Origin of the sequence: Klebsiella sp. GW_Kp182 (assembly GCF_040062275.1) — a bacterium.
Lineage (GTDB): Bacteria > Pseudomonadota > Gammaproteobacteria > Enterobacterales > Enterobacteriaceae > Klebsiella > Klebsiella michiganensis.
In genome coordinates this window covers 91,525-115,995 of the sequence record NZ_JBEAFQ010000012.1, presented here as the reverse complement: position 1 = coordinate 115,995, position 24,471 = coordinate 91,525, and the positions used below count along the sequence as shown (strand labels likewise).

General features: G+C 54.6%; 24 protein-coding genes and 1 other annotated feature. Of the genes, 11 read left to right on the top strand and 13 right to left on the bottom strand.

Features of this window, described 5'->3' with window-relative positions; all coding sequences use genetic code 11:
• Positions 1-166 precede the first annotated feature (166 nt).
• From htpG to ABLU88_RS13615, 6 genes are all read right to left on the bottom strand, one after another.
• On the bottom strand, positions 167-2,041 hold the full coding sequence (gene htpG, locus ABLU88_RS13640) for a molecular chaperone HtpG (RefSeq protein WP_348836724.1): 1,875 nt from the start codon (positions 2,039-2,041) through the stop codon (positions 167-169).
• A 111-nt stretch (positions 2,042-2,152) separates the two neighbouring features.
• Positions 2,153-2,758: a recombination mediator RecR gene (gene recR / locus ABLU88_RS13635; RefSeq protein WP_004129946.1), complete on the bottom strand. Its 606-nt coding sequence runs from the start codon at positions 2,756-2,758 to the stop codon at positions 2,153-2,155.
• A complete protein-coding gene (locus tag ABLU88_RS13630; RefSeq protein ID WP_004099673.1) occupies positions 2,758-3,090 on the bottom strand; it encodes a YbaB/EbfC family nucleoid-associated protein in 333 nt (110 codons plus the stop codon). Before ABLU88_RS13630 ends, recR begins: the two co-directional genes overlap by 1 nt.
• A 57-nt stretch (positions 3,091-3,147) precedes the next feature.
• Positions 3,148-5,055, bottom strand: a complete 1,908-nt coding sequence (gene dnaX, locus ABLU88_RS13625) for a DNA polymerase III subunit gamma/tau (RefSeq protein ID WP_148850932.1) — start codon at positions 5,053-5,055, stop codon at positions 3,148-3,150.
• Positions 3,751-3,815 (bottom strand) — a sequence feature (DnaX frameshifting element). (Overlaps the previous gene by 65 nt.)
• Positions 5,056-5,146: 91 nt before the next feature.
• Positions 5,147-5,698 (bottom strand): adenine phosphoribosyltransferase, encoded by a 552-nt coding sequence (gene apt, locus ABLU88_RS13620; RefSeq protein WP_004099669.1) that lies wholly within the window; start codon positions 5,696-5,698, stop codon positions 5,147-5,149.
• 150 nt (positions 5,699-5,848) lie between these two features.
• Positions 5,849-6,226 carry a DUF454 family protein gene (locus tag ABLU88_RS13615; protein WP_004848353.1) on the bottom strand — a complete coding sequence of 126 codons (378 nt, stop codon included), beginning with the start codon at positions 6,224-6,226 and terminating at the stop codon, positions 5,849-5,851.
• A gap of 69 nt (positions 6,227-6,295) precedes the next feature.
• Here ABLU88_RS13615 and priC point away from each other — a divergent pair, with 69 nt between their 5' ends.
• From priC to ABLU88_RS13600, 3 genes are all read left to right on the top strand, one after another.
• Complete coding sequence (priC, locus tag ABLU88_RS13610; RefSeq protein WP_025107143.1) at positions 6,296-6,823, top strand: primosomal replication protein N''; 528 nt, start codon at positions 6,296-6,298, stop codon at positions 6,821-6,823.
• Positions 6,824-6,837: 14 nt separating this feature from the next.
• Positions 6,838-7,011, top strand: coding sequence for a pleiotropic regulatory protein RsmS (gene rsmS, locus ABLU88_RS13605; RefSeq protein WP_014228211.1), 174 nt, complete (start codon positions 6,838-6,840; stop codon positions 7,009-7,011).
• Between the two features lie 66 nt (positions 7,012-7,077).
• Entirely contained in the window at positions 7,078-8,013 is a 936-nt protein-coding gene (locus tag ABLU88_RS13600; protein ID WP_348836722.1) for an Rpn family recombination-promoting nuclease/putative transposase, read from the top strand.
• A 35-nt stretch (positions 8,014-8,048) separates the two neighbouring features.
• Here the strand turns inward: ABLU88_RS13600 and mscK are convergent, their stop codons facing one another.
• Both mscK and acrR read right to left on the bottom strand, forming a co-directional pair.
• Positions 8,049-11,390: a mechanosensitive channel MscK gene (gene mscK / locus ABLU88_RS13595; protein WP_014228209.1), complete on the bottom strand. Its 3,342-nt coding sequence runs from the start codon at positions 11,388-11,390 to the stop codon at positions 8,049-8,051.
• Between the two features lie 130 nt (positions 11,391-11,520).
• Entirely contained in the window at positions 11,521-12,171 is a 651-nt protein-coding gene (gene acrR, locus ABLU88_RS13590) for a multidrug efflux transporter transcriptional repressor AcrR (RefSeq protein WP_014228208.1), read from the bottom strand.
• 142 nt (positions 12,172-12,313) lie between these two features.
• On the opposite strand from acrR, the gene acrA reads away from it, so the two are divergent.
• The 5 genes from acrA (at position 12,314) to maa (ending at position 18,507) form a co-directional block, all read left to right on the top strand.
• A complete protein-coding gene (gene acrA, locus ABLU88_RS13585) occupies positions 12,314-13,507 on the top strand; it encodes a multidrug efflux RND transporter periplasmic adaptor subunit AcrA (RefSeq protein ID WP_004136054.1) in 1,194 nt (397 codons plus the stop codon).
• Positions 13,508-13,529: 22 nt separating this feature from the next.
• Positions 13,530-16,676 carry a multidrug efflux RND transporter permease subunit AcrB gene (acrB, locus tag ABLU88_RS13580; RefSeq protein WP_014228207.1) on the top strand — a complete coding sequence of 1,049 codons (3,147 nt, stop codon included), beginning with the start codon at positions 13,530-13,532 and terminating at the stop codon, positions 16,674-16,676.
• Between the two features lie 482 nt (positions 16,677-17,158).
• Entirely contained in the window at positions 17,159-17,533 is a 375-nt protein-coding gene (gene tomB, locus ABLU88_RS13575; RefSeq protein WP_004129911.1) for an Hha toxicity modulator TomB, read from the top strand.
• A gap of 26 nt (positions 17,534-17,559) precedes the next feature.
• Positions 17,560-17,778 carry an HHA domain-containing protein gene (locus tag ABLU88_RS13570; RefSeq protein WP_004099646.1) on the top strand — a complete coding sequence of 73 codons (219 nt, stop codon included), beginning with the start codon at positions 17,560-17,562 and terminating at the stop codon, positions 17,776-17,778.
• Positions 17,779-17,940: 162 nt separating this feature from the next.
• Positions 17,941-18,507: a maltose O-acetyltransferase gene (maa, locus tag ABLU88_RS13565; RefSeq protein WP_032748289.1), complete on the top strand. Its 567-nt coding sequence runs from the start codon at positions 17,941-17,943 to the stop codon at positions 18,505-18,507.
• Here the strand turns inward: maa and ABLU88_RS13560 are convergent.
• The gene (locus ABLU88_RS13560; RefSeq protein WP_223226764.1) at positions 18,479-18,613 is read right to left on the bottom strand and encodes a hypothetical protein; all 135 of its coding nucleotides are present in this window, start codon (positions 18,611-18,613) and stop codon (positions 18,479-18,481) included. The genes maa and ABLU88_RS13560 overlap by 29 nt on opposite strands.
• Positions 18,614-18,633: 20 nt before the next feature.
• Here ABLU88_RS13560 and ABLU88_RS13555 point away from each other — a divergent pair, with 20 nt between their 5' ends.
• Positions 18,634-19,104: a YlaC family protein gene (locus ABLU88_RS13555; protein WP_134899185.1), complete on the top strand. Its 471-nt coding sequence runs from the start codon at positions 18,634-18,636 to the stop codon at positions 19,102-19,104.
• Here the strand turns inward: ABLU88_RS13555 and ABLU88_RS13550 are convergent.
• The gene (locus ABLU88_RS13550) at positions 19,079-20,533 is read right to left on the bottom strand and encodes a PLP-dependent aminotransferase family protein (protein WP_134899451.1); all 1,455 of its coding nucleotides are present in this window, start codon (positions 20,531-20,533) and stop codon (positions 19,079-19,081) included. The two genes, ABLU88_RS13555 and ABLU88_RS13550, sit on opposite strands and share 26 nt — an antisense overlap.
• Before the next feature lie 101 nt (positions 20,534-20,634).
• On the opposite strand from ABLU88_RS13550, the gene ABLU88_RS13545 reads away from it, so the two are divergent.
• Positions 20,635-21,333, top strand: coding sequence for a GNAT family protein (locus tag ABLU88_RS13545; protein WP_348836719.1), 699 nt, complete (start codon positions 20,635-20,637; stop codon positions 21,331-21,333).
• On the opposite strand, the gene ykgO is transcribed toward ABLU88_RS13545, so the two are convergent.
• From ykgO to ABLU88_RS13530, 3 genes are all read right to left on the bottom strand, one after another.
• Positions 21,330-21,470: a type B 50S ribosomal protein L36 gene (gene ykgO, locus ABLU88_RS13540; RefSeq protein WP_003859006.1), complete on the bottom strand. Its 141-nt coding sequence runs from the start codon at positions 21,468-21,470 to the stop codon at positions 21,330-21,332. The two genes, ABLU88_RS13545 and ykgO, sit on opposite strands and share 4 nt — an antisense overlap.
• Complete coding sequence (locus ABLU88_RS13535; protein WP_004848323.1) at positions 21,470-21,733, bottom strand: type B 50S ribosomal protein L31; 264 nt, start codon at positions 21,731-21,733, stop codon at positions 21,470-21,472. The genes ykgO and ABLU88_RS13535 overlap by 1 nt, the downstream gene beginning before the upstream one ends.
• Before the next feature lie 112 nt (positions 21,734-21,845).
• Complete coding sequence (locus ABLU88_RS13530; RefSeq protein WP_048261451.1) at positions 21,846-22,919, bottom strand: LacI family DNA-binding transcriptional regulator; 1,074 nt, start codon at positions 22,917-22,919, stop codon at positions 21,846-21,848.
• 269 nt (positions 22,920-23,188) lie between these two features.
• Here ABLU88_RS13530 and ABLU88_RS13525 point away from each other — a divergent pair, with 269 nt between their 5' ends.
• Positions 23,189-24,460, top strand: coding sequence for a maltoporin (locus ABLU88_RS13525; RefSeq protein WP_348836716.1), 1,272 nt, complete (start codon positions 23,189-23,191; stop codon positions 24,458-24,460).
• The last annotated feature ends 11 nt before the right edge of the window (positions 24,461-24,471 follow it).

Genomic DNA, 24,471 nt, shown 5'->3' with positions numbered 1-24,471 from the left:
GATTCAATTTTTCAAAAAACGCTAAACCATACCACCAGAACGCGGATGGCTCAAGGAAGGCGGGGCGGCTGAAACGGTTAATGGTGAGATATTTTACGTAGAGTGCGGTTTGATGCCCTCACCCCGCCCCTCTCCCAGCGGGAGAGGGGTAGAGTGAGGGTAAAGATTACGACGCCAGCAGCTGGTTCATGCGGCGGATAAACTGGTTCGGATCTTCCAGCGTACCGCGCTCGGCCAGCAGCGCCTGATCGAGCAGCAGCTCAACCCACTCGCCGAACTGCGCATCATCCTGGGTATCCGCCGCGCGTTTTACCAGCGGATGCAGCGGGTTCAGTTCAAAGATGTACTTCACTTCCGGCGCGGCCTGGCCCGCAGCGGCAAACAGTTTTGCCATCTGGGTGCTCATTTCATCCGCGTCGGTGGTGACGATGGCCGGCGTATCGGTCAGACGATGGGTCAGACGAACCTCTTTCACCCGGTCGCCGAGCAGCGTTTTGGCACGCTCAACGAACGGCTCCAGCGCCTTCTCGGCTTCTTTAGTGGTTTCATCCACTTCGTCCGTCAGCTTATCCAGCGATTCATCGGCTTTCGCCACCGACTGGAACGGCTTACCGTCGAACTCGGTCAGATAGCTCATCATCCACTCGTCGATGCGATCGGAAAGCAGCAGCACTTCAATGCCTTTCTTACGCAGCAGTTCCAGATGCGGGCTGCTTTTCGCGGCAGCGTAGCTGTCGGCGGTAATGTAGTAAATCTTCTCCTGCCCTTCTTTCATGCGGGAGACGTACTCTTCCAGCGACACGGTCTGCGCGGCGGAGTCGGTATGGGTGCTGGCGAAACGCAGCAGTTTGGCGATGGCCTGCTGGTTAGCGTGGTCTTCCGCCGGGCCTTCTTTCAGCACGAGGCCAAACTGCTGCCAGAAGGTCTGATATTTTTCCGCATCGTCTTTCGCCAGTTTTTCCAGCATCTGCAGAGCGCGCTTGCTCAGCGCGGTACGCAGATTGCGGGTGACGCTGCTGTCCTGAAGGATTTCACGCGACACGTTCAGCGGCAGATCGTTAGAGTCGACCAGGCCGCGGACGAAACGCAGGTAGTTCGGCATAAACTGCTCGGCGTCATCCATGATGAAGACGCGCTGCACGTACAGCTTCAGGCCGTGTTTATGATCGCGATTCCACATATCCCACGGCGCCTGCGACGGGATATACAGCAGGCTGGTGTACTCCTGCTTACCTTCAACGCGGTTGTGGCTCCAGGTCAGCGGATCGCTGTAATCGTGGGCAATGTGCTTATAAAATTCGTTATACTCGTCGTCTTTGATTTCCGACTTATTGCGCGTCCACAGCGCCTGGGCTTTGTTAATTTTCTCCCAGCTAATGACGGTTTCGCCGTCAACGTCTTCGCGTTTTTCAATTTCCACCGGCAGCGCGATGTGATCGGAGTATTTGCTGATGATCGAACGCACGCGCCAGTCGTTGAGGAAATCGTCCTCGCCTTCGCGCAGGTGCAGCGTGATCTCGGTACCGCGATCGGCTTTGTTAATGTCGGCAACGGTGTATTCGCCTTCGCCAGCGGATTCCCAGAAGACGCCGTTTTCGGCGCTGTCGCCCGCTGCGCGGGTACGAACGGTAACTTTATCGGCAACAATAAACGCCGAATAGAAGCCCACGCCGAACTGGCCAATCAGCTGGCTGTCTTTCGCCTGGTCAGAGCCCATGGACTCAAGGAACGCTTTGGTGCCGGACTTGGCGATGGTGCCGAGATGGTCGATGACCTCATCGCGATTCATACCAATGCCGTTATCGGCGATGGTCAGGGTGCGGTTGTCTTTATCAAATGAAACACGCACGCGCAGCTCCCCGTCGCCTTCGTACAGATCCGGCTGGGACAGCGCGCGGAAGCGCAGCTTGTCGGCCGCATCGGAGGCGTTGGAAATCAGCTCACGCAGGAAAATTTCTTTATTGGAATAAAGAGAATGGATCATCAGGTGCAGAAGCTGCTTGACCTCTGACTGAAAACCACGAGTTTCTTGTCCTTTCATCTAAATCAACCTCAACAATGCCATTGTTAATGGTAAAAAAACCGTTGAGGGTGAGATGGGGACAGAGGGAGAAGTTTTCAAGCGGAGGCCCCGAAAAGCGCCTCCGTTTGATTAAAAACGAATCTTATGCCGCCCGGCGAGCGAGTGGGATAGCGTCGTGCCGTCAACCATTTCCAGCTCGCCCCCGACCGGTACGCCATGGGCGATACGGCTCGCATCTACGCCATACTGCGCGCAGAGCTCGGCGATATAATTGGCCGTCGCCTCCCCTTCTACCGTTGGGTTGGTCGCGAGGATCACTTCCTGCATCGATTCGTCACGCAGACGCTGTTCCAGACGATCGAGCCCAATGTCATCCGGCCCGATACCGTCAAGCGGCGACAGGTGGCCCATCAGCACAAAGTAGCGACCGGAAAACTGCCCGGTCTGCTCGATAGCGTAGATATCCGCTGGGCTCTCTACCACGCAGATCTGGCCGTTTTCCTTGCGCCGAGGGTTGCTGCAAATATTGCACACCTCCTGCTCGGTGAAGGTACGGCAATCGGCGCAGTGGCCGATTTCCGACATCGCGCGCGTTAGCGCCTGCGCCAGGCGCATTCCGCCGCTGCGGTCGCGCTGCAGCAGGGTAAACGCCATGCGCTGCGCCGACTTCGGGCCGACGCCCGGCAGGCAGCGCAGTGCTTCCATAAGCTGCGTTAACAGCGGACTGGTCTGCATCAGAACGGCATCTTAAAGCCTGGCGGCAGCTGCATACCGGCGGACACGGACGCCATTTTTTCTTTCTGCGTCTCTTCGATGCGGCGGGCGGCGTCGTTAAACGCGGCAGCCACCAGATCTTCCAGCATCTCTTTGTCGTCTTCCAGCAGGCTCGGGTCGATCTCAACGCGACGGCAGTTGTGCGCGCCGTTGATGGTGACTTTTACCAGGCCTGCGCCGGATTCACCGGTCACTTCCAGCCGGGCCACTTCTTCCTGCATCTGCTGCATTTTTTCTTGCATCTGCTGGGCCTGCTTCATCAGGTTACCCAGACCGCCTTTTCCACCAAACATAGGCTTCTCTCTCAGTAAGTCATCGTTAAGGATGCTGACCGCAAGTCAGACTTGCAATCAAATGGGGCGAATACTCTCTTCATCCAGGTCCGCATCGAAGAATCGACGCAGCGTCTGAATGTTATTATCCGCAATAATCGCTTCACGCGCCTGCGCGAGCTTTTCTTCATAAATTGCCTGCCGCCACTCAAGCGGCGTGCGCATCGCGGGATTATCATCTTCCACGATGGTCAATTCAACCGGCGTACCGTACAAAATACCGAGCGCTTCCGCCAGCTTTTGCTGCGCGCCCGCCGAATTCAGGTGACGCTGGCTCGGACGCAGATGCAGGCAGACGCGATTGCCCTCCTGCTCTTTCCAGGCGTTCAGGGCGACCTGCTCCACCAGTTTGGGTACCGCAAGCCGGCTGACTTCCGCCGCCCAGCTATCGCGCTCGACCGCTTCGACTGCCAGCTTTGCCGCCAGTTCCGGCGTTTTTTCATGCTCCAGCGCTTTTTTCAGCGCCTTCGGCGTCGCCACTTCTTCTTTTACGGCTTCAACAACCGTCGTCGATTTCCAGCGATAGGCTTCCTTTTTCGCCGGCGCTTTCTCCAGCGCAGCCGCCGCCGGACGCGCCTGTACGCGTTCGGTAATTGAACTCAGTCGTTCCAGCGCAGCGTTATTCACCGGCCGCGCGCGGGAAGCGGCTGCCGGTTCACTCTTTTTTGGGGTGGGCGCTCCCTGGCTTCGCTGCAGCTGGCTGCGGGCCGCCAGCACCTGGCTGGTGGTCTGCGGCAAATTCGGCGGCGGCGACGGCGGCGCGGATGCCGGGACAGCCTGCTGGGCCGATGCGGTCTGAATAGCCTGCACCGGCGGCGCCTCCGGTTCCGGCAGCGGCATACGCGGATGGAAAGCCAGCGCACGCAGAAGCGTCATCTCGACGCCCATTCGTCTGTCCGGGGCGTACGGGAGCTCTTTGCGGCCAATCAGTAGCGTTTGATAGTACAGCTGAACATCGGTTGGCGGCACCGTCCGCGCCAGCTCGCGCATGCGCAGCTCAATCGCGGCCATATCCGTTCCCAGCGCCGACGGCGAGAGCTGAACCATCGCAATACGGTGCAGCAGGCTTTGCATTTCCACCAGCAAGGCCTCCCACTCCACGCCGCGGGCGGCAGCCTCATTGACGCCGGCCATGACCCGCTCGCCGTCGGCAGCCACCAGCGCCTCAATCAGCGAAAGCGCCTGATCGTCGTCAAGGGTGCCGAGCATGGTGCTGACGGATTCAGCCGTCAGGCGACCGTCGCCGCTGGCAATGGCCTGATCGGTCAGGCTTAACGCATCGCGCAGGCTACCGTCCGCCGCGCGCGACAGCAGCTGCAGCGCGCGCGGTTCAAAAACGATCTGCTCGGCGCCGAGAATATGCTCCAGCTGATGGCGAATCTGTTCGACGTCCAGCGCCTTAAGATGGAACTGCAGGCAGCGGGAAAGAATAGTCACCGGCAGCTTCTGCGGATCGGTCGTCGCCAGCAGAAATTTAACGTGCGCCGGCGGCTCCTCCAGCGTTTTTAACAACGCGTTGAAGCTGTGGCGCGAAAGCATATGGACTTCATCGATCAGATAGACCTTGAAGCGACCGCGGGCCGGCGCGTACTGGACGTTATCCAGCAGATCGCGGGTATCTTCGACTTTGGTGCGCGAGGCGGCATCGATCTCAATCAGATCGACAAAGCGCCCCTGTTCTATTTCACGGCAGTTATCGCAGACGCCGCACGGCGTGGCGGTAATGCCGGTTTCGCAGTTTAATCCTTTTGCCAACAGGCGCGCGATAGAGGTTTTACCGACTCCGCGGGTACCGGAAAAAAGATATGCGTGGTGAATGCGCCCTAACGACAAGCCGTTCGCCAGTGCGGTCAGCACATGTTCCTGGCCGACGACGTCAGCAAAGGTTTGTGGGCGCCATTTACGGGCTAAGACCTGATAACTCATGGGCTGGCTCTGAAACGCTGGAAGGTGAAATCACGAGGGGTCATGCTATCACAGCCCCGCTCAATCAGCGAGGCTATGTGGCGGGATTTGCTTAGTGGCCCGGGAAAGGGACCAGGCTATAGCAGTTGATTCCCAGTTTTTCCAGGCGCTGCTCGCCGCCCAGATCGAACAGATTAATAATAAAGGCCGCATCGTGCACTTCACCGCCCAGGCGACGAATAAGCTTCACGGTGGCGTCAATGGTGCCGCCGGTTGCCAGCAGATCGTCAACCACCAGGACTTTATCGCCTTCTTTGATCGCATCGACATGGATTTCCAGCTGATCGGTGCCGTACTCAAGCTCGTAGCTTTCTGCGATAGTTTCACGCGGCAGCTTACGCGGCTTGCGTACCGGAACAAAGCCTACGCCCAGCGCCAGCGCAACCGGTGCGCCAAATAAGAAGCCACGCGCCTCGGTGCCCACCACTTTTGTAATCCCCGCGTCTTTATAACGCTCGGCCAGCAGCTCAATGCTGAGCGCGTAGGCCTTCGGGTCTTCCAGCAAGCTGGTGACATCACGGAAAAGGATGCCAGGTTTCGGATAGTCCTGGATGCTTTGGATGCTGTTCTTCAGATATTCAAGCTGCTGTGCTGTTGCGGTCATAAGTGTATGCCTGATTAAAACGGTGTTACTCGCGGGCATGCCAAATGGGCCAAAGAAACTTTTGTTTAACCTTTGACCAGGCTTACCCGCGCTCGAAAACGCCAGAATTTACTGGCTGTCAGCGACAATTGCAACCATCATTATTGCGCATCAGTGCTTTTGTTGCTTTGCATCAACCACCGGAATGCGCCACATAAATATCAGCAGACAGGTCAGAATGATCAGCAGCAAGATGCGCACCCAGGTAAGATTAACCAGCCACAGCGAAATGGCAAAGGTCAGCAAAATCATCGCGACCGCCCGCGGCTTTGCGCCCGGCGGCATGGCGCGGTATTTCTGCCAGTGACGCAGGTAGCCGCCAAACCATGAGCGATACAAAAGCCAGTGGTGAAAGCGCGGCGACGAGCGCGCAAAGCACCAGGCGGCAAGCAGGATAAACGGTGTCGTCGGCAGTAGCGGTAAAAACACGCCCAGCGTTCCCAGCGCTACCGCCAGCCAGCCAATGATGATCAAAATAATACGTGGCATAATGCGAATCGTTATCACGAAGATAACGCTAATGTAGCACAGTTGCTTATCAGGGGATGGAGGAGTTATTTGAAAACCGCCCGGCTTTTACATTCACTGGAAAACCAGCTTGCGGAGCTGGCCGCTCAGGTGGCGCCCATGGCCAATCACGCGACCCTCAGCCCGCGCTTCGATCGTCAGCTGTTCCGTACCCGCAGCACGCAGATGCAGGCTTATCTCAATGAGGCCAGAGACGGCTTAACGGCGTTAAAACAGGCGGCCGAACGCCAGCAGCTTGCGCAGGTCGCCTGGCTGGCAGAACGTCTCGTTGCTCAAATCGCCGCGATTAACCGGGAAACGGCGACCTGGTCATTACGCGCCTGGGATAGCGCGTCGCCAACGCTTAGCCGCTGGCAGCGCCGACGTCTACAGCATCAGGAGTATGAACGGCGCCTGCTGGCCATGCGCAACGACCGACAGAGACGACTGGCGCAAGCCATTAGCCTTGATGACCAGCAGCGGCTGGCAAAGGAAGTTGAAGCCTATACCGGGCGCCTGGCCCGCTGTCGCGACGCGCTGGAAAAAATTGAAAACAGACTGGCCCGCTTAACGCGCTAACGGGAGGAAGAAGTATGTCGCTGGAAAATGCCCCTGACGAAGTCAAGCTGGCCGTCGATTTAATTATGCTGCTTGAGGAGAATAAAGTTCCTGCGCAAACCGTGCTAGCTGCGCTGGAAATTATCCGTCGAGACTATGAAAACAAAGTAAAAAGTGCGGAAGAGGCCTCGCAAAACGCACAGGAGTAGCCTGTTGGCGGATCTTTAGGGGTGGCAGAGTTGTCGCCTGCCCCTTACCACAACGGATAGATGCTCATGGAAAGATTCTCACGTACGCCGCACGATGCTATTTTTCGTCAAATGCTGGCCCAGAAAGAGGTCGCTCGCGATTTTTTACAGCTTTATCTTCCCGCGCAGTTTTTAAGTATCTGCGATCTCAATACGCTGCAGCTGGCTTCCGGCAGCTTTATCGAGGAAGACCTGCGATCCAGCTACTCCGACATTCTCTACTCCCTACAAACGCAGCACGGCGCGGGATATATCTACGCGCTGATTGAACATCAAAGCTCGCCGGATAAGCTGATGGCTTTTCGCCTGATGCGCTATACGCTGGCCGCCATGCAGCGCCACCTGGATGCCGGCCACAATACGCTGCCGCTGGTGGTCCCGATTCTGTTTTATCACGGCACCGTCAGCCCCTGGCCACATACGCTCAACTGGCTCCAGCTTTTTGACTATCCTGAGCTTGCCGGCGCGCTGTACGGCGGAGATTTTCCGCTGGTGAACCTGACCGTTATGCCAGATAATCATATCCTCCGCCACCAGCGTATGGCGATGCTGGAACTGTTGCAAAAGCATATCCGCCAGCGCGATCTGGCCGAACTGCAACCGATGCTGATTACGCTGCTGGCGCAAGGATATCTGACGGAAAACCAGATCAATATCCTCATCAGCTATATGCTGCAGGCGGGAACCTCGGAAAAACCCGGGCCCCTGTTTCGCGAGCTGGCGAAGCAGTCGCCCAGGCACAAGGAGCTACTGATGACAATTGCCGAATGGCTGGAAGAGAAAGGCCGTAAAAAAGGTAGAAAAGAAGGCAGACAGGAAGGTTTGCAGGAAGGTTTGCAAGAGGGCCGTAGAGAAATCTCGCGCAGCATTGCCCTGAAAATGCTCGCCTGCGGGCTGGAGCCGAAGATGGTGATGGAACTGACCGGTCTGAGCCAGGAAGAACTCTCCTCGCTCAGCCATTAACATCTGCGGGGCGGATACCCACCGCCCCGTTATGCTTAGCTTATCGCCGGGGAGGCATCGTCGCCCTTATCCCGCTTCACCTCTGTCACTTCATCGCCCTTCTCATTGCGCAGATGCACCTCCAGCTGGTTAAAGGCGATGTCAATATTGTTCTCGCGGCACAAACGATCGATAGCGCGGTTAAGCTCATCCACCGCATAGCTGCGATCGCGAAGTTCACGCACGTACAGGCGCAGTTCATGATCGAGCGTGCTGGCGCCGAAGGTGGTAAAGAAGACCGAGGGCGCGGGCTCTTGCATCACTTTCGGATGCTCATGCGCGGCCTGGAGCAGCACTTCTTTAACCTTATCCAGGTCGGAACCATAGGCCACGCCAAGGCGGATGACCACGCGGGTGACGGTGTCGGAGAGCGACCAGTTGATCAAGCGTTCCGTCACGAAGGCCTTATTCGGGATAATGACCTCTTTACGGTCAAAATCGGTGATCGTCGTGGCGCGAATGCGGATTTTGCTAACGGTACCGGAGAAGGTACCAATGGTCACCGTATCGCCAATACGCACCGGGCGCTCAAAGAGAATAATCAGACCGGAAACAAAGTTACCGAAGATTTCCTGTAAGCCAAACCCTAAACCAACCGACAGGGCGGCCGCCAGCCACTGAAGTTTGTCCCACGAAACGCCCAATGAGCCAAATACCGTCATCGCGCCAATAACAATAATGGCGTAATTAAGGATGGTCGTAATTGCATACGACGCCCCCTGGCGCATATTGAGTCTCGATAGCACCAGCACTTCCAGCAGGCCCGGCAGGTTGCGGATTAACGCCCAGGCGACCATCGACGCGACAATCGCGAACAGCAGGCTGCCCATGGTGACGCTTTTCACGGCGCTGACGCCGGCTTCCGTACCGTTGTAATGCCACAGCGTAATACTGTCGAGATAGGCGAACACGGTGATCAGATCGGACCAAATCGCCCAGAACAGCACGGCAAACAGCGCAATCATCACCAGCATCGTAATACGCAGCGTTTGCTGGTTAACCTGCTCCAGGGCAATCGTCGGCTCTTCCTGGGGTTCGGCCCCTTCAGCGCCCTCTTTAACCAGATGCTGACGACGCGCCAGCGCACGGCGCCAGGCAATACGCCGGGCGGCCACGCTCAGGCCGCGCAGAACGGTCTGGTACAGCAGGTTCCACAGCATCACCAGGTAAACGGTTTCAATCCAGCGGCCGGCCAGACGCAGCGTCGTGTAGAAGTAGCCGGTTGCCGTCAGCACCATCAGGGCGATGGGCACAATCGATAGCACGGTGACGGTGATAAGGCGCAGGCTGTGGGACTCTTTATCACGCCAGCTCTCGCGGCACATCGGCAGAACAAGCACCGCAATCAGCAGCAGGTTGAGGAAAATAACAAACTGCCCGAGCACGTCATCCATCAGGTGCAGCGGCGACAGCTCCGACATCACCGACCAGAAATTGAGCGGCAGCAGCGCAAGGCTGACGCGGACAATCTGCCGCCGCCAGTGGCTGGTCAACTGCGACGGCATATTAAAGTGGCGCACCGCCACGCCGTCTTTTTCCAGCACCTTCCAGCACAGGCCAAACACCAGCCAGAACAGCGCCAGCTTCTTACTATAGGCCCACAGCAAATCGCTGATATTCAGCTGCATAGTCAGCAGAATCAGGCCAATGGCCAGAATCACCAGCACCACAGGCAGCGCGCGGATCAGATCGATAAGAATCGCTTTCGGCGTATGAAGCTGAGTGTCATTGCGCAGTTGCCCCACCTGTGAAGCCAGCTTCGCCTGATACGCTTTCAGCCAGTTAAGACGCCAGCGAATCAGACCGGCAATCAGCAGCAACGGCAGGCCGGCAAGGAAAGCGATAAATACCGCAGGCCAGGCTTTTTCCCAGTTTACGGTGATTTTCATCGCCTTAAACTGCCCTTTCAGCGCTTCCGGGAAGGCTTTAACCCACTCCCAGTCCATCGGACGGTTACTGTTTACCCAAAAAATCTGCTGCGTCAGAATGGCTTTCAGGTTGGTCGACACGCTCATTAACTGCTGCTGATTGATCTGCAGGTTAATGGCCATCATCAGCTGGTTACCCAGCTGTTTGTTGAACTGATCGAGCAGCTCCCGGCGCATATCAACGATTTCAAGAAGCGCGCTATGCACTTCGGCATTGACATCGCTGCTGTGCCCTTCCTCCAGCTTCGCGACGTACGCATCGCTCTGGAACAACGCATCGCGCTGCTGGTTAACCTCAAACTGTTCGAGGCGCAGGTCGGCGATGCGGTTCGTCATATCGCTCAGCTCCTCCGCAGAGGGCAGCGTTTGCTGCTGCTGATAAAGGATACGCGACAGCAGCAGGCTACCTTTCAGCACGGAAATCTGCTCTTTTATGTCACGCTCGGATTGCAAAGCGCGATCGAGCCAGGTCTTCACTTTGATGTTGCGCTGAACCAGCTGATTACCATTTTCCGTCGCCGAAATCAGTCTTTCGCTAAGCTGGTGGTTAATCTCCAGCTCCTGCTTCACCAGCGGGTTTGCCTGAATACGCGCCGTTTCGTCCGGGGAAACCGCTTCCTGAGCCGTCTTTTCCGTCAGCGTCAGGCGCTTGCTATTCACCGCTTCCTGCAATAACTGAAGCTGGTGTTCAAGACGGTTGCTGTAGGCGGTGATGTAATCACGCTGCTTTTGCAGGGTATCCTGCAGGACCGTGTTACCTTCCAGGCTTTTGCGCTGCTGGTCTATCTGCGCATTCAGCAGAGCCTGCTGAGCCAGCAGCAAACTCTGCTGGGTAGGACGCAGCGTCTCCTCGCCCGTCGAGGTGCCATTCAGGCGGTTACGGATCTGCTGCAGCTGCTGCGAAGCGGAGTACATCGCATTCTGCACACGTTCCGGCTGGGTTTGTAGGGAGACTAACTGGCTGTTATAGGTTGCCAGATCGTTCTGCGCGTTTTGCAAATCGTCCAGCGTCTGAGAGACGCGTGATTCCAGCTGACGTAGCGATAACGTGCTCAACGTTTTACGCGTCGCCTCATCATCGGGAACATCGCTTAGCGCGTTGAGGCTATCGATAGCCTGATTCATTTTCGCTGGCGCCTGAGCCACCTGCTGACGCAGCTGCGTCGTTTCCGACTTAATGCGTTCGATTTTATCGAGGGTTTCCAGGGTCTGGGTCAGGTCCTGCTGAACCAGCTTGTCCTGCGGAGTCAGCTCTTTTTGCTTATTCAGCGTCGTGAGCTGGCTTTGCACCTCGGAACGTTCAGGTAAGTCAGCCGCCAGCGCCGTGTTAACGCTAATACAGCCGATAAAAAACATCAGGGTAAGAACAAAAGCGGATATGGCGTTTCGCCAACGGATAGTATGCAGCATAGTGTTAACATGAGTGATTGCAAAAGCCGGAGAATACCGGGGATCGTCGCAGCGCGAAGAATAGCACTTCTGTTATCGCGCGAATAGCGGCGGACAGCAGGAAAAATACCCCTTTTGTCCGCGAGGATACTTAAGCTTCCGCGCCTTCAGAACTGCGCAGAGAGGGGCACAATTGATACATTTCAAGCAGCGTTTCGACATATGCCCGCGCTTCATGCTGCAGATCGAAAGCGTTGGGCGCCAGCAGCCAGTTCTCCATCAGGCCAGAAAGATAGCTGCGCATTAAAATCGCCGCCCGCCGGGTGAGTAAATTGGCGGGCAGCATCTTCGCCGCAATGCACTCGTTTAATGTCTGCTCGATACGATCGTAGCTCTCAAGGCATAAACTTCGCTGCGCTTCTTGCAGCGTGACCATCTCTCCGACGAACTCGCATTTATGGAAAATGATTTCCATCATCAAGCGCCTGCGTTTTTCTGTCACCGTTGCTTCAAGGATATACACTAAGATCTCTCTGACAACTGACAGTGGATCGTTGGGGAATTTTGCCCGATACTCAACTTCGAGATCGTTGATGTTGGCTTCTGAAAGCACCCATATTTCATTAAATAAATCTGATTTATTTTTGAAATGCCAATAGATAGCGCCCCTCGTCACACCGGCCTCTTTTGCAATTGCGGCCAGCGAGGTGGATGATACGCCTTGCTGCGAAAACAGACGCAGAGCAACATCCAGAATATGTTGCCGGGTCTCAAGCGCCTGTTGTTTGGTTTTTCGTGCCATAGGTCGATGAGTTTACAGAGGTTACGTTTACATACATTTGTGAATGTATGTACCATAGCATGACCATAATAGAAACACAGCAGTGGGTTTGTGGTCGATTGAGCCACTGAACAATTTGAAATTGGACACTCGAGGTTTACATATGAACAAAAACAGAGGGTTAACGCCTCTGGCGGTCGTTCTGATGCTCTCAGGCAGCTTAGCGCTAACAGGATGTGACGACAAACCGGCTCAGCAAGGAGCCCAACAAATGCCGGAAGTCGGTATTGTGACGCTCAAATCCGCTCCTCTACAAATTACAACCGAACTGCCAGGCCGTACCAGCGCCTATCGCGTTGCGGAAGTTCGTCCTCAGGTCAGTGGCATTATTCTTAAACGTAACTTCACCGAAGGGAGCGATATCCAGGCAGGGGTGTCTCTTTATCAAATCGATCCGGCGACCTATCAGGCCACTTATGAAAGCGCGAAAGGCGATTTAGCCAAAGCGCAGGCCGCGGCAAATATGGATCAGCTGACGGTTAAACGTTATCAGAAACTGTTAGGCACTAAGTACATCAGTCAACAGGATTACGATACTGCCGTCGCAACCGCGCAACAGAGCAACGCCGCCGTGGTTGCCGCCAAAGCAGCGGTTGAAACCGCGCGCATTAATCTGGCCTACACCAAAGTCACCTCGCCAATCTCAGGCCGCATTGGTAAATCCGCGGTCACAGAGGGTGCTCTGGTGCAAAACGGCCAAACCACCGCCCTGGCGACCGTGCAACAGCTGGATCCTATCTATGTTGACGTGACGCAATCGAGCAACGATTTCCTGCGTCTGAAACAAGAGCTGGCCAACGGCAAGCTGCAGCAGGAAAACGGTAAAGCGAAGGTTGAGCTGGTGACGAACGACGGTCTGAAATACCCGCAGAACGGTACGCTGGAGTTTTCTGACGTCACCGTTGATCAGACCACCGGTTCTATCACGCTGCGCGCCATTTTCCCGAACCCGGATCACACTCTGCTGCCGGGGATGTTCGTCCGCGCGCGTCTGGAAGAAGGCGTCAACCCGGATGCGCTGCTGGTTCCTCAGCAGGGCGTAACCCGTACCCCGCGCGGCGATGCCAGCGCGATGGTCGTCGGCGAAGGTGATAAAGTCGAAGTTCGCCAGATTACCGCCACTCAGGCTATTGGTGATAAATGGCTGGTCACCGAAGGGCTGAAAACGGGCGATCGCGTCATCATCACCGGTCTGCAAAAAGTCAGACCTGGCGTGCAGGTTAAAGCGCAGGAAGTCGTTTCTGACGATAAACAGCAAGCCGCAGGCAACGCTCAGTCAGAACAACCCAAGTCTTAACTTAAACAGGAGCCGTTAAGACATGCCTAATTTCTTTATCGATCGCCCCATATTTGCGTGGGTGATCGCCATTATCATCATGCTGGCTGGGGGGTTATCGATCCTCAAGTTGCCGATAGCGCAATATCCGACGATTGCGCCGCCGGCAATTTCCATTACAGCCATGTACCCCGGTGCCGATGCTGAAACCGTGCAGAACACCGTGACCCAGGTTATCGAACAGAACATGAACGGTATCGATCACCTGATGTACATGTCTTCTAATGGCGACTCCACCGGTACAGCAACCATCACCCTCACCTTTGAATCCGGTACCGATCCGGATATCGCCCAGGTACAGGTTCAGAACAAGCTGGCGCTGGCAACGCCGCTGCTGCCGCAAGAAGTTCAGCAGCAGGGTATTAGCGTTGAAAAGGCATCCAGCAGCTTCCTGATGGTTGTCGGCGTTATCAATACCAACGGCACCATGAATCAGGATGACATTTCTGACTATGTTGCCGCCAACATGAAGGATTCGATTAGCCGTACCAGCGGCGTCGGTGACGTACAGCTGTTCGGTTCCCAGTACGCGATGCGTATCTGGATGGATCCGAACAAGCTTAATAACTTCCAGCTGACGCCGGTTGACGTGATCAGCGCCCTGAAAGCGCAGAACGCCCAGGTCGCAGCCGGACAGTTAGGCGGTACTCCACCGGTGAAAGGTCAGCAGCTGAACGCCTCCATCGTGGCGCAGACCCGTCTGACCAATACTGAAGAGTTCGGCAACATTCTGCTGAAGGTTAACCAGGATGGTTCCCAGGTGCGTCTGCGCGATGTCGCGAAGATTGAGCTGGGTGGCGAAAGCTACGACGTCGTTGCGAAGTTTAACGGTCAGCCCGCGTCCGGTCTGGGTATTAAGCTCGCGACCGGCGCGAACGCGCTGGATACCGCCAACGCCATTCGTGCCGAACTGAAGAAAATGGAACCTTTCTTCCCGTCAGGCCTGAAGATTGTTTACCCGTATGACACCACCCCCTTCGTGCAGATCTCCATTCACGAAGTGGTGAAAACGCTGGTTGAAGCCATCATTCTGGTGTTCCTGGTGATGTACCTGTTCCTGCAGAACTTCCGCGCAACGCTGATTCCGACTATCGCCGTGCCGGTCGTACTGCTGGGGACGTTCGCTATCCTCGCGCTGTTCGGCTTCTCGATAAACACCCTCACCATGTTTGGTATGGTGCTCGCCATAGGCCTGCTCGTGGATGATGCCATCGTTGTGGTAGAAAACGTCGAGCGTGTAATGGCCGAAGAAGGGCTACCGCCGAAGGAAGCTACGCGTAAATCAATGGGCCAGATTCAGGGCGCGCTGGTGGGTATCGCGATGGTGCTTTCCGCGGTATTTATCCCGATGGCCTTCTTCGGCGGTTCTACCGGTGCGATTTACCGTCAGTTCTCGATCACTATCGTTTCCGCGATGGCGCTGTCGGTACTGGTGGCACTGATTCTGACCCCGGCGCTCTGCGCCACGATGCTGAAACCCATCCAGAAAGGCAGCCATGGCGCCACCACCGGCTTCTTCGGTTGGTTTAACCGCATGTTCGATAAGAGCACGCATCACTACACCGATAGCGTAGGCAATATCCTGCGCAGTACCGGTCGTTATCTGGTGCTGTACCTGATCATCGTTGTCGGCATGGCCTGGCTGTTCGTTCGTCTGCCAAGTTCGTTCCTGCCGGACGAAGACCAGGGCGTCTTCCTGAGCATGGCGCAGCTGCCTGCTGGCGCAACTCAGGAGCGTACCCAGAAAGTTCTGGATGAGATGACCGACTACTATCTCACCAAAGAGAAAAACAACGTTGAATCGGTATTCGCCGTAAACGGCTTTGGTTTCGCGGGTCGTGGGCAAAATACCGGTATCGCGTTCGTTTCACTGAAGGACTGGAGCCAGCGTCCGGGCGAAGAGAACAAAGTTGAGGCGATTACCGGTCGCGCAATGGGGTATTTCTCGCAGATTAAAGACGCAATGGTCTTCGCCTTTAACCTGCCGGCAATTGTTGAACTGGGTACCGCAACGGGCTTTGACTTCCAGCTTATCGACCAGGCGGGACTGGGCCATGAAAAACTGACCCAGGCACGTAACCAGCTCTTTGGTATGGTCGCGCAGCATCCTGACGTCTTAACCGGCGTGCGTCCAAACGGACTGGAAGATACTCCGCAGTTCAAAGTGGATATCGATCAGGAAAAAGCGCAGGCTCTTGGCGTGTCTATCAGCGACATTAACACGACGCTTGGCGCGGCATGGGGTGGTAGCTACGTCAACGACTTCATTGACCGCGGTCGCGTGAAGAAAGTGTATATCATGTCTGAAGCGAAATACCGTATGCTGCCGGAAGATATCGGCAACTGGTACGTACGCGGCAGCGATGGACAGATGGTGCCCTTCTCCGCCTTCTCGACTTCACGCTGGGAATACGGCTCGCCGCGTCTGGAGCGTTACAACGGTCTGCCATCAATGGAAATCCTCGGCCAGGCGACACCGGGCAAGAGTACCGGTGAAGCGATGAACCTGATGGAAGAGCTGGCGGGTAAACTGCCTGCGGGTATTGGCTATGACTGGACCGGTATGTCTTATCAGGAACGGTTGTCAGGCAACCAGGCACCAGCGCTGTACGCTATCTCGCTGATTGTCGTCTTCCTGTGCCTGGCGGCGCTGTATGAGAGCTGGTCGATTCCGTTCTCGGTCATGCTGGTTGTTCCGCTGGGGGTTGTGGGTGCGCTGCTGGCGGCTACCTTCCGTGGATTAACCAACGACGTCTACTTCCAGGTTGGTCTGCTGACCACCATCGGCCTGTCGGCGAAGAACGCGATACTTATCGTTGAATTCGCCAAGGACCTGATGGATAAAGAGGGCAAAGGCCTGATCGAAGCCACGCTGGAAGCCGTTCGTATGCGTCTGCGTCCGATTCTGATGACCTCGCTGGCGTTCATCCTTGGGGTCATGCCGCTGGTTATCAGCTCCGGCGCAGGCTCCGGCGCGCAGAACGCCGTCGGTACTGGCGTAATGGGTGGGATGGTGACCGCGACGGTGCTGGCGATTTTCTTCGTGCCGGTGTTCTTCGTGGTGGTTCGCCGCCGCTTTAGTAAGAAAAATGAGGATATTGAGCACAGCCATCCGGTTGAGCATCATTAATCTCTCTCCTCTCAGGGCCGCATTTGCGGCCCTTTTCTTTTGTTCCTCGTTAAAACGCACGGATTGTTATTGTCTAATTTATAAGCTGAGATATAATATTTAATGATGAGTCGCGGTGCTTATCTCCATTTTTTTTCCACAATTTTCTTTCCTGCGCCCCTAACTCAGAATATTCTTAATCACTGATTTTGTGTATGGTTGTCTCTCTATAACGGCTAAACGCGTCGGCTAACCTGATGAAATATAAGGTCAGTATTCGTTTTTTCCGATCGGGGTAACGGCACGATATAATAAAGTCCGAGTCATTGAAGATAAAAGGACGCTGATAATTGTAATTTTTCGTAATAGCACGATGAAATCTTTTTAAGAGTGGATTATAGTTAAACAGCAAGATTACAATGTATGTGTCAGGTCTGTTAGTCGTGTTCATCCCACAACGGTGTCGATAATCGTCGTTTAAACCACTCAAAAGGGGATGCGTTATGGACGAATACTCGCCAAAAAGACATGATATTGCGCAGCTTAAATTTCTCTGCGAAACCCTGTATCATGACTGTCTTGCAAACCTGGAAGAGAGCAACCACGGCTGGGTTAATGATCCAACCTCGGCTGTCAATCTTCAACTTAATGAATTGATCGAGCACATTGCCGCGTTTGCACTTAATTATAAAATTAAGTACGCAGAGGATAATAAGCTGATTACCCAGATTGACGAATATCTGGATGACACTTTCGTCTTGTTCAGCAACTACGGCATTAACAGCGCAGATCTGCAGAAATGGCGTAAATCTGGCAATCGGTTATTCCGCTGCTTTGTCAACGCCAGTCGGGAAAACCCGGCCAGTCTTTCTTGTTAGTATTATTACAATCAAAAGGTGAATTTATGTCTGATAAAACATTAACCAAAATAGACTATTTGATGCGTTTACGACGCTGTCAGACAATTGATACGCTGGAGCGCGTAATTGAAAAAAATAAATATGAACTTTCCGATAATGAACTGGCGGTATTTTACTCTGCGGCCGATCATCGTCTTGCAGAGCTGACGATGAATAAACTGTATGACAAGATCCCCCCTTCAGTCTGGAAATTTATCCGCTAGTTTATTTCAAATGAAAGTCATACATCTCGTGCCGAAAACGCCCCTCTCTCGTGATGATAATAAGTGTGACAGTGCTCACAGATGTTGGCTCAATGCGAATATGAAACCGGTTTCTTTTTTATACTATGGCGGCCTAACGATAAGGAAATAAGGAAAGCCTCCATGAGCGAAGAGAAACAAAAAATGATTGCCGGCGAACTGTATCTGGCAGGTGACGCCACGTTGAAAGCCGATCGTCTGCGGGCCAGACAGCTGCTGCACCGCTACAATCATTCGGCGCCTGAAGAACGTGAATTAAGAAACGCATTACTTTCTGAACTGCTTGGGCACGCGAGTGACGCGTATATCGAACCCACATTTCGCTGTGACTATGGCTACAATATCTTCCTCGGCAAAAATTTCTACGCTAACTTTGATTGCGTCATGCTTGACGTCTGTCCAATTCATATTGGCGATAACTGCATGCTGGCGCCGGGCGTGCATATTTATACCGCTACGCATCCCCTTGACCCTGTCGACCGCAATAGTGGTCAAGAGTACGGAAAACCCGTCACCATTGGCCACAATGTGTGGATTGGCGGCCGGGCAGTGATTAATCCAGGCGTCACTATCGGCGATAATGCCGTGGTGGCGTCGGGGGCCGTCGTAGTAAAAAATGTGCCGGCAAACGCCGTCGTCGGCGGAAACCCGGCACGGATAATCAAAATGCTGGAGAGCGAAAAACGGTAACTGTTATGCTTTTCTGCAACCAATCTGTTACTTTCCCCATGGATTTACGCAACATAAAATAGCCTTCAGGCTGAGCCCGGTTTGTCACGCCTGGATACGGGCTCATGGCAGAATTTGGGGAATAAGATGACAGAAATACAGCTGCTGCTGAAGAGCACCATTGATGAGCTTAATGTGAAAGAGAAGCGCGACAACCGTCCGCGCTTTAGCATTAGCTTTATTCGCAACCATCCATGGCTTTTTGTCGCCATGTACGCGGCTTTCCTGGCCACGCTTATTGTGATGCTACGTTCCGAAACGCTGGTAGATTCTGTCTGGCTGTTAATTGTGTTATTTGTTCTGCTAAACGGTTTCTTCTTCTTCGACGTCTACCCGCGCTATCGTTATGAAGATATTGACGTTCTTGATTTCCGCGTGTGCTACAACGGTGAGTGGTACAACACCCGATTTGTCCCTGAGCAGCTGCTTGAACACATTCTGCAATCGCCACGCGTCGGCAGCGAACAAAAGGCTCAGCTACAAAAAATGATCGCCACCAAAGGCGAACTCTCCTTTTACGATGTGTTTTCTCTTACCCGCGTCGGTCCAGCGCAATAAGACGGCTCAGCGTCCGTACCGCAGCCATAAAATGCGAGGCGGACGTATTACCGTAGCCCAGAACAAAGCCGCTTCGCGCCGTGTTTACATCCAGGTAAAAACGGCTTAACGCCCCGGGTGCCAGCTGAAACCGCCGGGCCTGCTGCACAATCGCCAGGTCATCCACGTTGTCGATAGCAACGGTCAGGTGCAGGCCCCCCTCGCCGCCAAACAGTTCATAAGGATGCCTGAGCTCTTGAGCCAGAATCTCCCGCAGCTGCTGCTGACGTTTACGGTATAAACGGCGCATGGCGGCTAAATGACGTGCGTAGTGCCCCTCTTCAATGAACAACGCCAGCGCCCTCTGTTCGGCCCGATGGCCGCCGCGTAATAGCGAACCAATGGCGCCACGTGCGGCCTCCGCCAGCGCGGGAGGCATCACCATAAAGCCAATGCGCAGCGACGGAAATAGCGTTTTGCTGAATGTCCCCAGATAAACCACCGGCGCCTGCCTGGCCATCCCCAGCATGGCCGGAATGGGCTCACCGCTGTAGCGAAACTCGCTGTCGTAATCATCTTCAATAATCCATGAATCATGCCGGCGGGCATACTCCAGTAGCGCCAGTCGCCTCCCGGCGCTCATCACTGCCCCGCAGGGGTATTGATGGGAAGGTGAAGTAAAGATCAATCGCGGCACTTCACTATCATTATGACTATCAAAACGCATCCCTTCATGATCAACCGGCACGCCCTCTATATGAAGTCCGGATTTGAGAAAGATGCTTTTTGCTCCCGGATAGCCGGGTTCTTCTACCCATACCGTATCGCCAGCGACGCTCAGCAAATGCGTGCATAAATCGACGCCTTCCAGCGCACCTTCCGTAATCACAATCTGGCTGGCTTCACAGCGGATCCCCCGCGAGAGCGCAAGGTGGCGGGCAATGGCTTTTCGCAGTACGAGCTCTCCCTGCGCATCGCCGTAGCCCAATAATGCGCTTCCCTCTTCACGCAGTACGCGATCCAGGAGCCGGCGCCAGATGGAAAGCGGAAAGTAGTTAACCGCAGGCATTCCCGGCGTAAAGAGCAGCGTGGGTGAATCACGATGGATTGCCGCTGGTAATCCCTGTAAGTATTCAGGGAGCACAATATGGCGCGCCTCAACGTCCCCCTCTCCCTGAGTTCCTAAAGGCGCGACGGACGTCCCCTGGCGGCTACGTAATAAATACCCCTCTATCGCCAGCTGCTCCAGCGCGCCGTTGACGGTGTTGCGCGACAGTCCCAGACGCTGGGCCATGGCGCGCGAGCCGGGTAAACGGCTATCACCTGCCAGCGCCCCCTGCAAAATCGCCTCGCGTAGTGTCTGATAGAGCGTACGCTGCAGGGTTCCACCTCCCCTGCCGCGCAGGGCCTGCTCCAGTAAAGCAAAAAAAGCATCATCCGGAATATTCATCATCGCTCCTCGTGGCACCCTAAAAACATACTCCTGTGGTTCTTTTTATGGAACCAACAAGCGCCTAATCTCGCAGCATTCACCTGCCAAAGGAAAACCTCATGAGCCATCTTAATCAATTCGATCAACCCGTTGGCGCAGCCCTGCCCGACTGGCTGCCCCGTCCGCATCCTGAAAGGTTGAATCTGCAGGGCCGCCTTTGCCGCCTTGAGCCATTGCGCTCCACGCACGCCGGTGCGCTGTTTGACGCCCATCGGCTGGCCCCGGACACCCGAAGCTGGACGTGGCTGCTGCGTGAGCCGGATAACAGCGTAGAGGAATACCGCGCGTGGATAGAGCACGTTTCCGGGCAGGCCGATCCCATTCACTTTGCCGTGATAGATCAACGGACAGACCAGCCCGTCGGCTCACTGGCGCTGATGAGAATCGATGCTAAAAATGGCGTTGTTGAAGTCGGCCACGTTCACTTCTCGCCTTTACTAAGCCGGACGGCGATGGCCACCGAGGCCCAATGGCTGCTGATGCATTATATTTTTGCAACGCTCGGCTATCGTCGCTACGAGTGGAAATGCAACAGTTTGAACGAGCCTTCACGCCGGGCGGCGCTGCGGCTGGGATTTCAGTATGAGGGGCGTTTTCGTCAGGCGCTGGTGATAAAGGGCCACAACCGCGATACCGACTGGTTTTCGATTATCGATTCCGAGTGGCCGCATATTGACAAGGCAATGCAGCAGTGGCTGGCCGCCGACAACTTTAGCGCCGACGGCCGGCAGTTACGAACGCTGGAGAGCTTCCGTTAACGTCTCTTCTTGCGCCCCTGGACGGCCTTAAAGCGAGGATTACTTTTGCAGATAACGTACAGCCGCCCTTTACGCTTGACGATCTGGCAATCCGGGTGGCGCTGTTTCGCGCTACGCAATGAGTTGAGCACCTGCATTATTTACTCCTTTTCGCATCAATAAAACCGCCGAAGCGCTGGCGGAAACGCGCGGTGCTGCCTTCATTGTTGAAGGCCTTCTGTTTGCCGGTGTAATACGGATGCGATTTGGAGGAGACATCGAGCGTTACGTAGGGATACGTCTCGCCTTCCAGCTCAATTTCGCGCTCGGTACGGATCGTTGATCCGACTTTGAAGTATTCATTGGCGCTGGTATCGTGAAAAACCACCGTACGATAATGCGGATGAATATTGGGTTTCATAGCGACCTCAATCATTACGTTATAACATAACATTATGGTACGCCGGGTGAATACAAAGATCAACCCTGAGAATGGAAGGGGCTAAAGGGCGGCGCAGGCCGCCCGTTGCGGATTAAGGATTAAGCTGATGCGCCAGCGCTCTGAGCTGTTCGGCAATAGACTGCAGGTTTTTACCCGGCTCCGTTTTTGGCCCGGTAGAGTGGCGCACGACCAGACGAGCCGGAAGGATAGAAGAAGTATGAGATGTCTCGTGATCGCCGCTATCGAGAAGGCGCCGGACGGCCTCTTTTCCTTGTAAATCAAGATCCAGCGAAACGGTGGTGAGCGCCGGGTAAAAGAACGAACTCTCATAGGTGTCATCATAACCAATAACCGATTTTTCCCCCGGAATCGGCACCTGATGTTGGTGAAACGCGCTCAGTACGCCCAGCGCCATCTGATCGTTACCCACCAGAACGGCGGTAAAGTTTGGCGTCTCCCGCAGCATTTGCAGCGCGCCGGCATAGCCGCTCTGCGCATCCCAGTTACCGCGAATCACCGTGACCGGCTGCAGGCCATATCCCTCAAGGGTCTCAATCCAGCTTTTCAGACGCAGTTTGGCCGATACCGAGCTTTCCGGGCCGGCTAGCAGCGCGATCTCCCGATGCCCCATTTCATAGAGATATTTGACGCTGGCCCGGGTGCCGTCAGCCGGGTTAAACGAAACGTTAAACACGGAGCTGTAGGGGTCAACATCTAAAAAAAGACAGACGATATCATCGTTATCAGCGGCAATTTTTTGAGCCAGTTCAGTCTCCAGCGGCACGTTGATGATGACCTTATCTACCAGCTGAGACTTAAGTTCATTAATGGAATCTTGAATACTTTGGTTGACGCTCTCATCAATCATAGAGATGAGCACCTGATAGCCTTCTACATTCGCATAGCGTTTTACCGCAGCAGCCACCTGAGAAGGCGCGTGCAATGCGAGGGAGATGGTGACCAGGCCCACGGTGCGGCTTTGCTTTCCTACCAGCTGCTGCGCCAGGCGGTTTGGGACATAGCGCAGCTCCTCGATGGATTTCTCCACCTTGCTGCGTGTGGCTTTGGATACATTAGCAGATTTATTGAGTACCCTGGACACGGTCTGATAGGAGACGCCCGCATGGCGAGCAACGTCTTCTAAGGTCGCGCTTTTAGACTTCATAGTCCGGTTCCTTATGTTGTTATCCCTGGATTGTAACAGGGGCAATGTGAAAAAACGCTCATCGCCGCGTCCCCCGAACCACAATCATCACAAAAAGTATTACGCTCACAATACAACAAATTGTGAATGGACTCACTAGTCGTAACAAAACCTGCCAATTTATTTGCAGTTAATCACACTATAGCGATCATTTAATTGCCTGAATTCGGGTTTAAGCATTTTATGACATCGGTTATGTGAACGTAATACAAAACAATAAGAGGATAGACATGAACACTACGCTGCGCACACTCTCCGCTGCGTTGGCCGCTGCGCTGATTTCACCATCCGTGTTTGCTGCTTCCGCCACGCTTCCGGGTATCGATTTTCATGGCTATATGCGCGCCGGGGTTGGGGTCTCCGGCGACGGTAGTCAGGCCGAATGGCAAAAAAACAAAATTGGCCGTCTGGGTAATGAGTCCGATACCTACGGCGAGCTGGAGCTGGGATCAGAGGTCTATAAGAAGAATGACGTTAGCTTCTATCTTGATAGCATGGTCAGCATGGTCTCTGACGGTTCTAACGATAACGAAACCACGCTCGATGATGATGCCCAATTCGGCCTGCGCCAGCTCAACCTGCAAATCAAAGGGCTGGTCCCCGGCGATCCGAACGCGGTCATTTGGGGCGGTAAACGCTACTACCAGCGCCACGATCTCCACATCATTGATACCAAATACTGGAACATTTCCGGATCCGGTGCCGGGATCGAAAACTATACGCTTGGCCCGGGGGCCGTTTCATTTGCCTGGATCCGCGGAGATGCCAATGACGTCGACTACCGCGTCGATGGCGATAGCAACGTCAACATTAACTACCTCGACCTGCGCTACGCAGGCTGGAAGCCGTGGGCCGGTTCGTGGACCGAATTTGGTATCGACTACGCGATGCCGAATACCACTAAAAAGCAGGACTCCTACGGTGGTCTATACGATGCTGAAAACGGCGTCATGCTAACCGGTGAAATCAGCCAGGATATGCTGGGTGGTTACAACAAAACGGTGCTGCAGTACGCCAACAAAGGGCTGGCGCAGAACATGGTTTCCCAGGGCGGCGGCTGGTACGACATGTGGAACTACGTCAATGACGCCACCGGATACCGCGTGATTAATACCGGTTTAATTCCGATTACCGAAAAGTTCTCCATTAACCACGTTCTCACCTGGGGCTCCGCGGACAACATCACCGATTACACGGATAAAACGCGCATGCTGTCGCTGGTGGCTCGCGGGCAGTATCAGTTCACCGAATACGTGCGCCTGATTGGCGAAGTGGGTGGCTTTTACCAAAAAGATAGCTACAAGAACAATACTGATTATAAGCAGGCCGGTGAGAAATATACCATCGCGCTGGGCCTGGCCGATGGCCCTGACTTTATGTCCCGCCCGGAACTGCGCATTTTCGCTTCGTATCTGAATGACTCTGAAAACGGTAAACCGTTCGAAGATCAAACTGCCAATAATACGTGGAACTTTGGTGTACAGATCGAGGCCTGGTGGTAGTCGTCATTTAA

Coding starts and splice junctions, on each gene's coding strand:
- htpG (WP_348836724.1), bottom strand. CDS start 2,041: ATGAAAGGACAAGAAACTCGTGGTTTTCAGTCAGAGGTCAAGCAGCTT.
- recR (WP_004129946.1), bottom strand. CDS start 2,758: ATGCAGACCAGTCCGCTGTTAACGCAGCTTATGGAAGCACTGCGCTGC.
- ABLU88_RS13630 (WP_004099673.1), bottom strand. CDS start 3,090: ATGTTTGGTGGAAAAGGCGGTCTGGGTAACCTGATGAAGCAGGCCCAG.
- dnaX (WP_148850932.1), bottom strand. CDS start 5,055: ATGAGTTATCAGGTCTTAGCCCGTAAATGGCGCCCACAAACCTTTGCT.
- apt (WP_004099669.1), bottom strand. CDS start 5,698: ATGACCGCAACAGCACAGCAGCTTGAATATCTGAAGAACAGCATCCAA.
- ABLU88_RS13615 (WP_004848353.1), bottom strand. CDS start 6,226: ATGCCACGTATTATTTTGATCATCATTGGCTGGCTGGCGGTAGCGCTG.
- rsmS (WP_014228211.1), top strand. CDS start 6,838: ATGTCGCTGGAAAATGCCCCTGACGAAGTCAAGCTGGCCGTCGATTTA.
- ABLU88_RS13600 (WP_348836722.1), top strand. CDS start 7,078: ATGGAAAGATTCTCACGTACGCCGCACGATGCTATTTTTCGTCAAATG.
- mscK (WP_014228209.1), bottom strand. CDS start 11,390: ATGCTGCATACTATCCGTTGGCGAAACGCCATATCCGCTTTTGTTCTT.
- acrR (WP_014228208.1), bottom strand. CDS start 12,171: ATGGCACGAAAAACCAAACAACAGGCGCTTGAGACCCGGCAACATATT.
- acrA (WP_004136054.1), top strand. CDS start 12,314: ATGAACAAAAACAGAGGGTTAACGCCTCTGGCGGTCGTTCTGATGCTC.
- acrB (WP_014228207.1), top strand. CDS start 13,530: ATGCCTAATTTCTTTATCGATCGCCCCATATTTGCGTGGGTGATCGCC.
- tomB (WP_004129911.1), top strand. CDS start 17,159: ATGGACGAATACTCGCCAAAAAGACATGATATTGCGCAGCTTAAATTT.
- ABLU88_RS13570 (WP_004099646.1), top strand. CDS start 17,560: ATGTCTGATAAAACATTAACCAAAATAGACTATTTGATGCGTTTACGA.
- maa (WP_032748289.1), top strand. CDS start 17,941: ATGAGCGAAGAGAAACAAAAAATGATTGCCGGCGAACTGTATCTGGCA.
- ABLU88_RS13560 (WP_223226764.1), bottom strand. CDS start 18,613: ATGAGCCCGTATCCAGGCGTGACAAACCGGGCTCAGCCTGAAGGCTAT.
- ABLU88_RS13555 (WP_134899185.1), top strand. CDS start 18,634: ATGACAGAAATACAGCTGCTGCTGAAGAGCACCATTGATGAGCTTAAT.
- ABLU88_RS13550 (WP_134899451.1), bottom strand. CDS start 20,533: ATGAATATTCCGGATGATGCTTTTTTTGCTTTACTGGAGCAGGCCCTG.
- ABLU88_RS13545 (WP_348836719.1), top strand. CDS start 20,635: ATGAGCCATCTTAATCAATTCGATCAACCCGTTGGCGCAGCCCTGCCC.
- ykgO (WP_003859006.1), bottom strand. CDS start 21,470: ATGCAGGTGCTCAACTCATTGCGTAGCGCGAAACAGCGCCACCCGGAT.
- ABLU88_RS13535 (WP_004848323.1), bottom strand. CDS start 21,733: ATGAAACCCAATATTCATCCGCATTATCGTACGGTGGTTTTTCACGAT.
- ABLU88_RS13530 (WP_048261451.1), bottom strand. CDS start 22,919: ATGAAGTCTAAAAGCGCGACCTTAGAAGACGTTGCTCGCCATGCGGGC.
- ABLU88_RS13525 (WP_348836716.1), top strand. CDS start 23,189: ATGAACACTACGCTGCGCACACTCTCCGCTGCGTTGGCCGCTGCGCTG.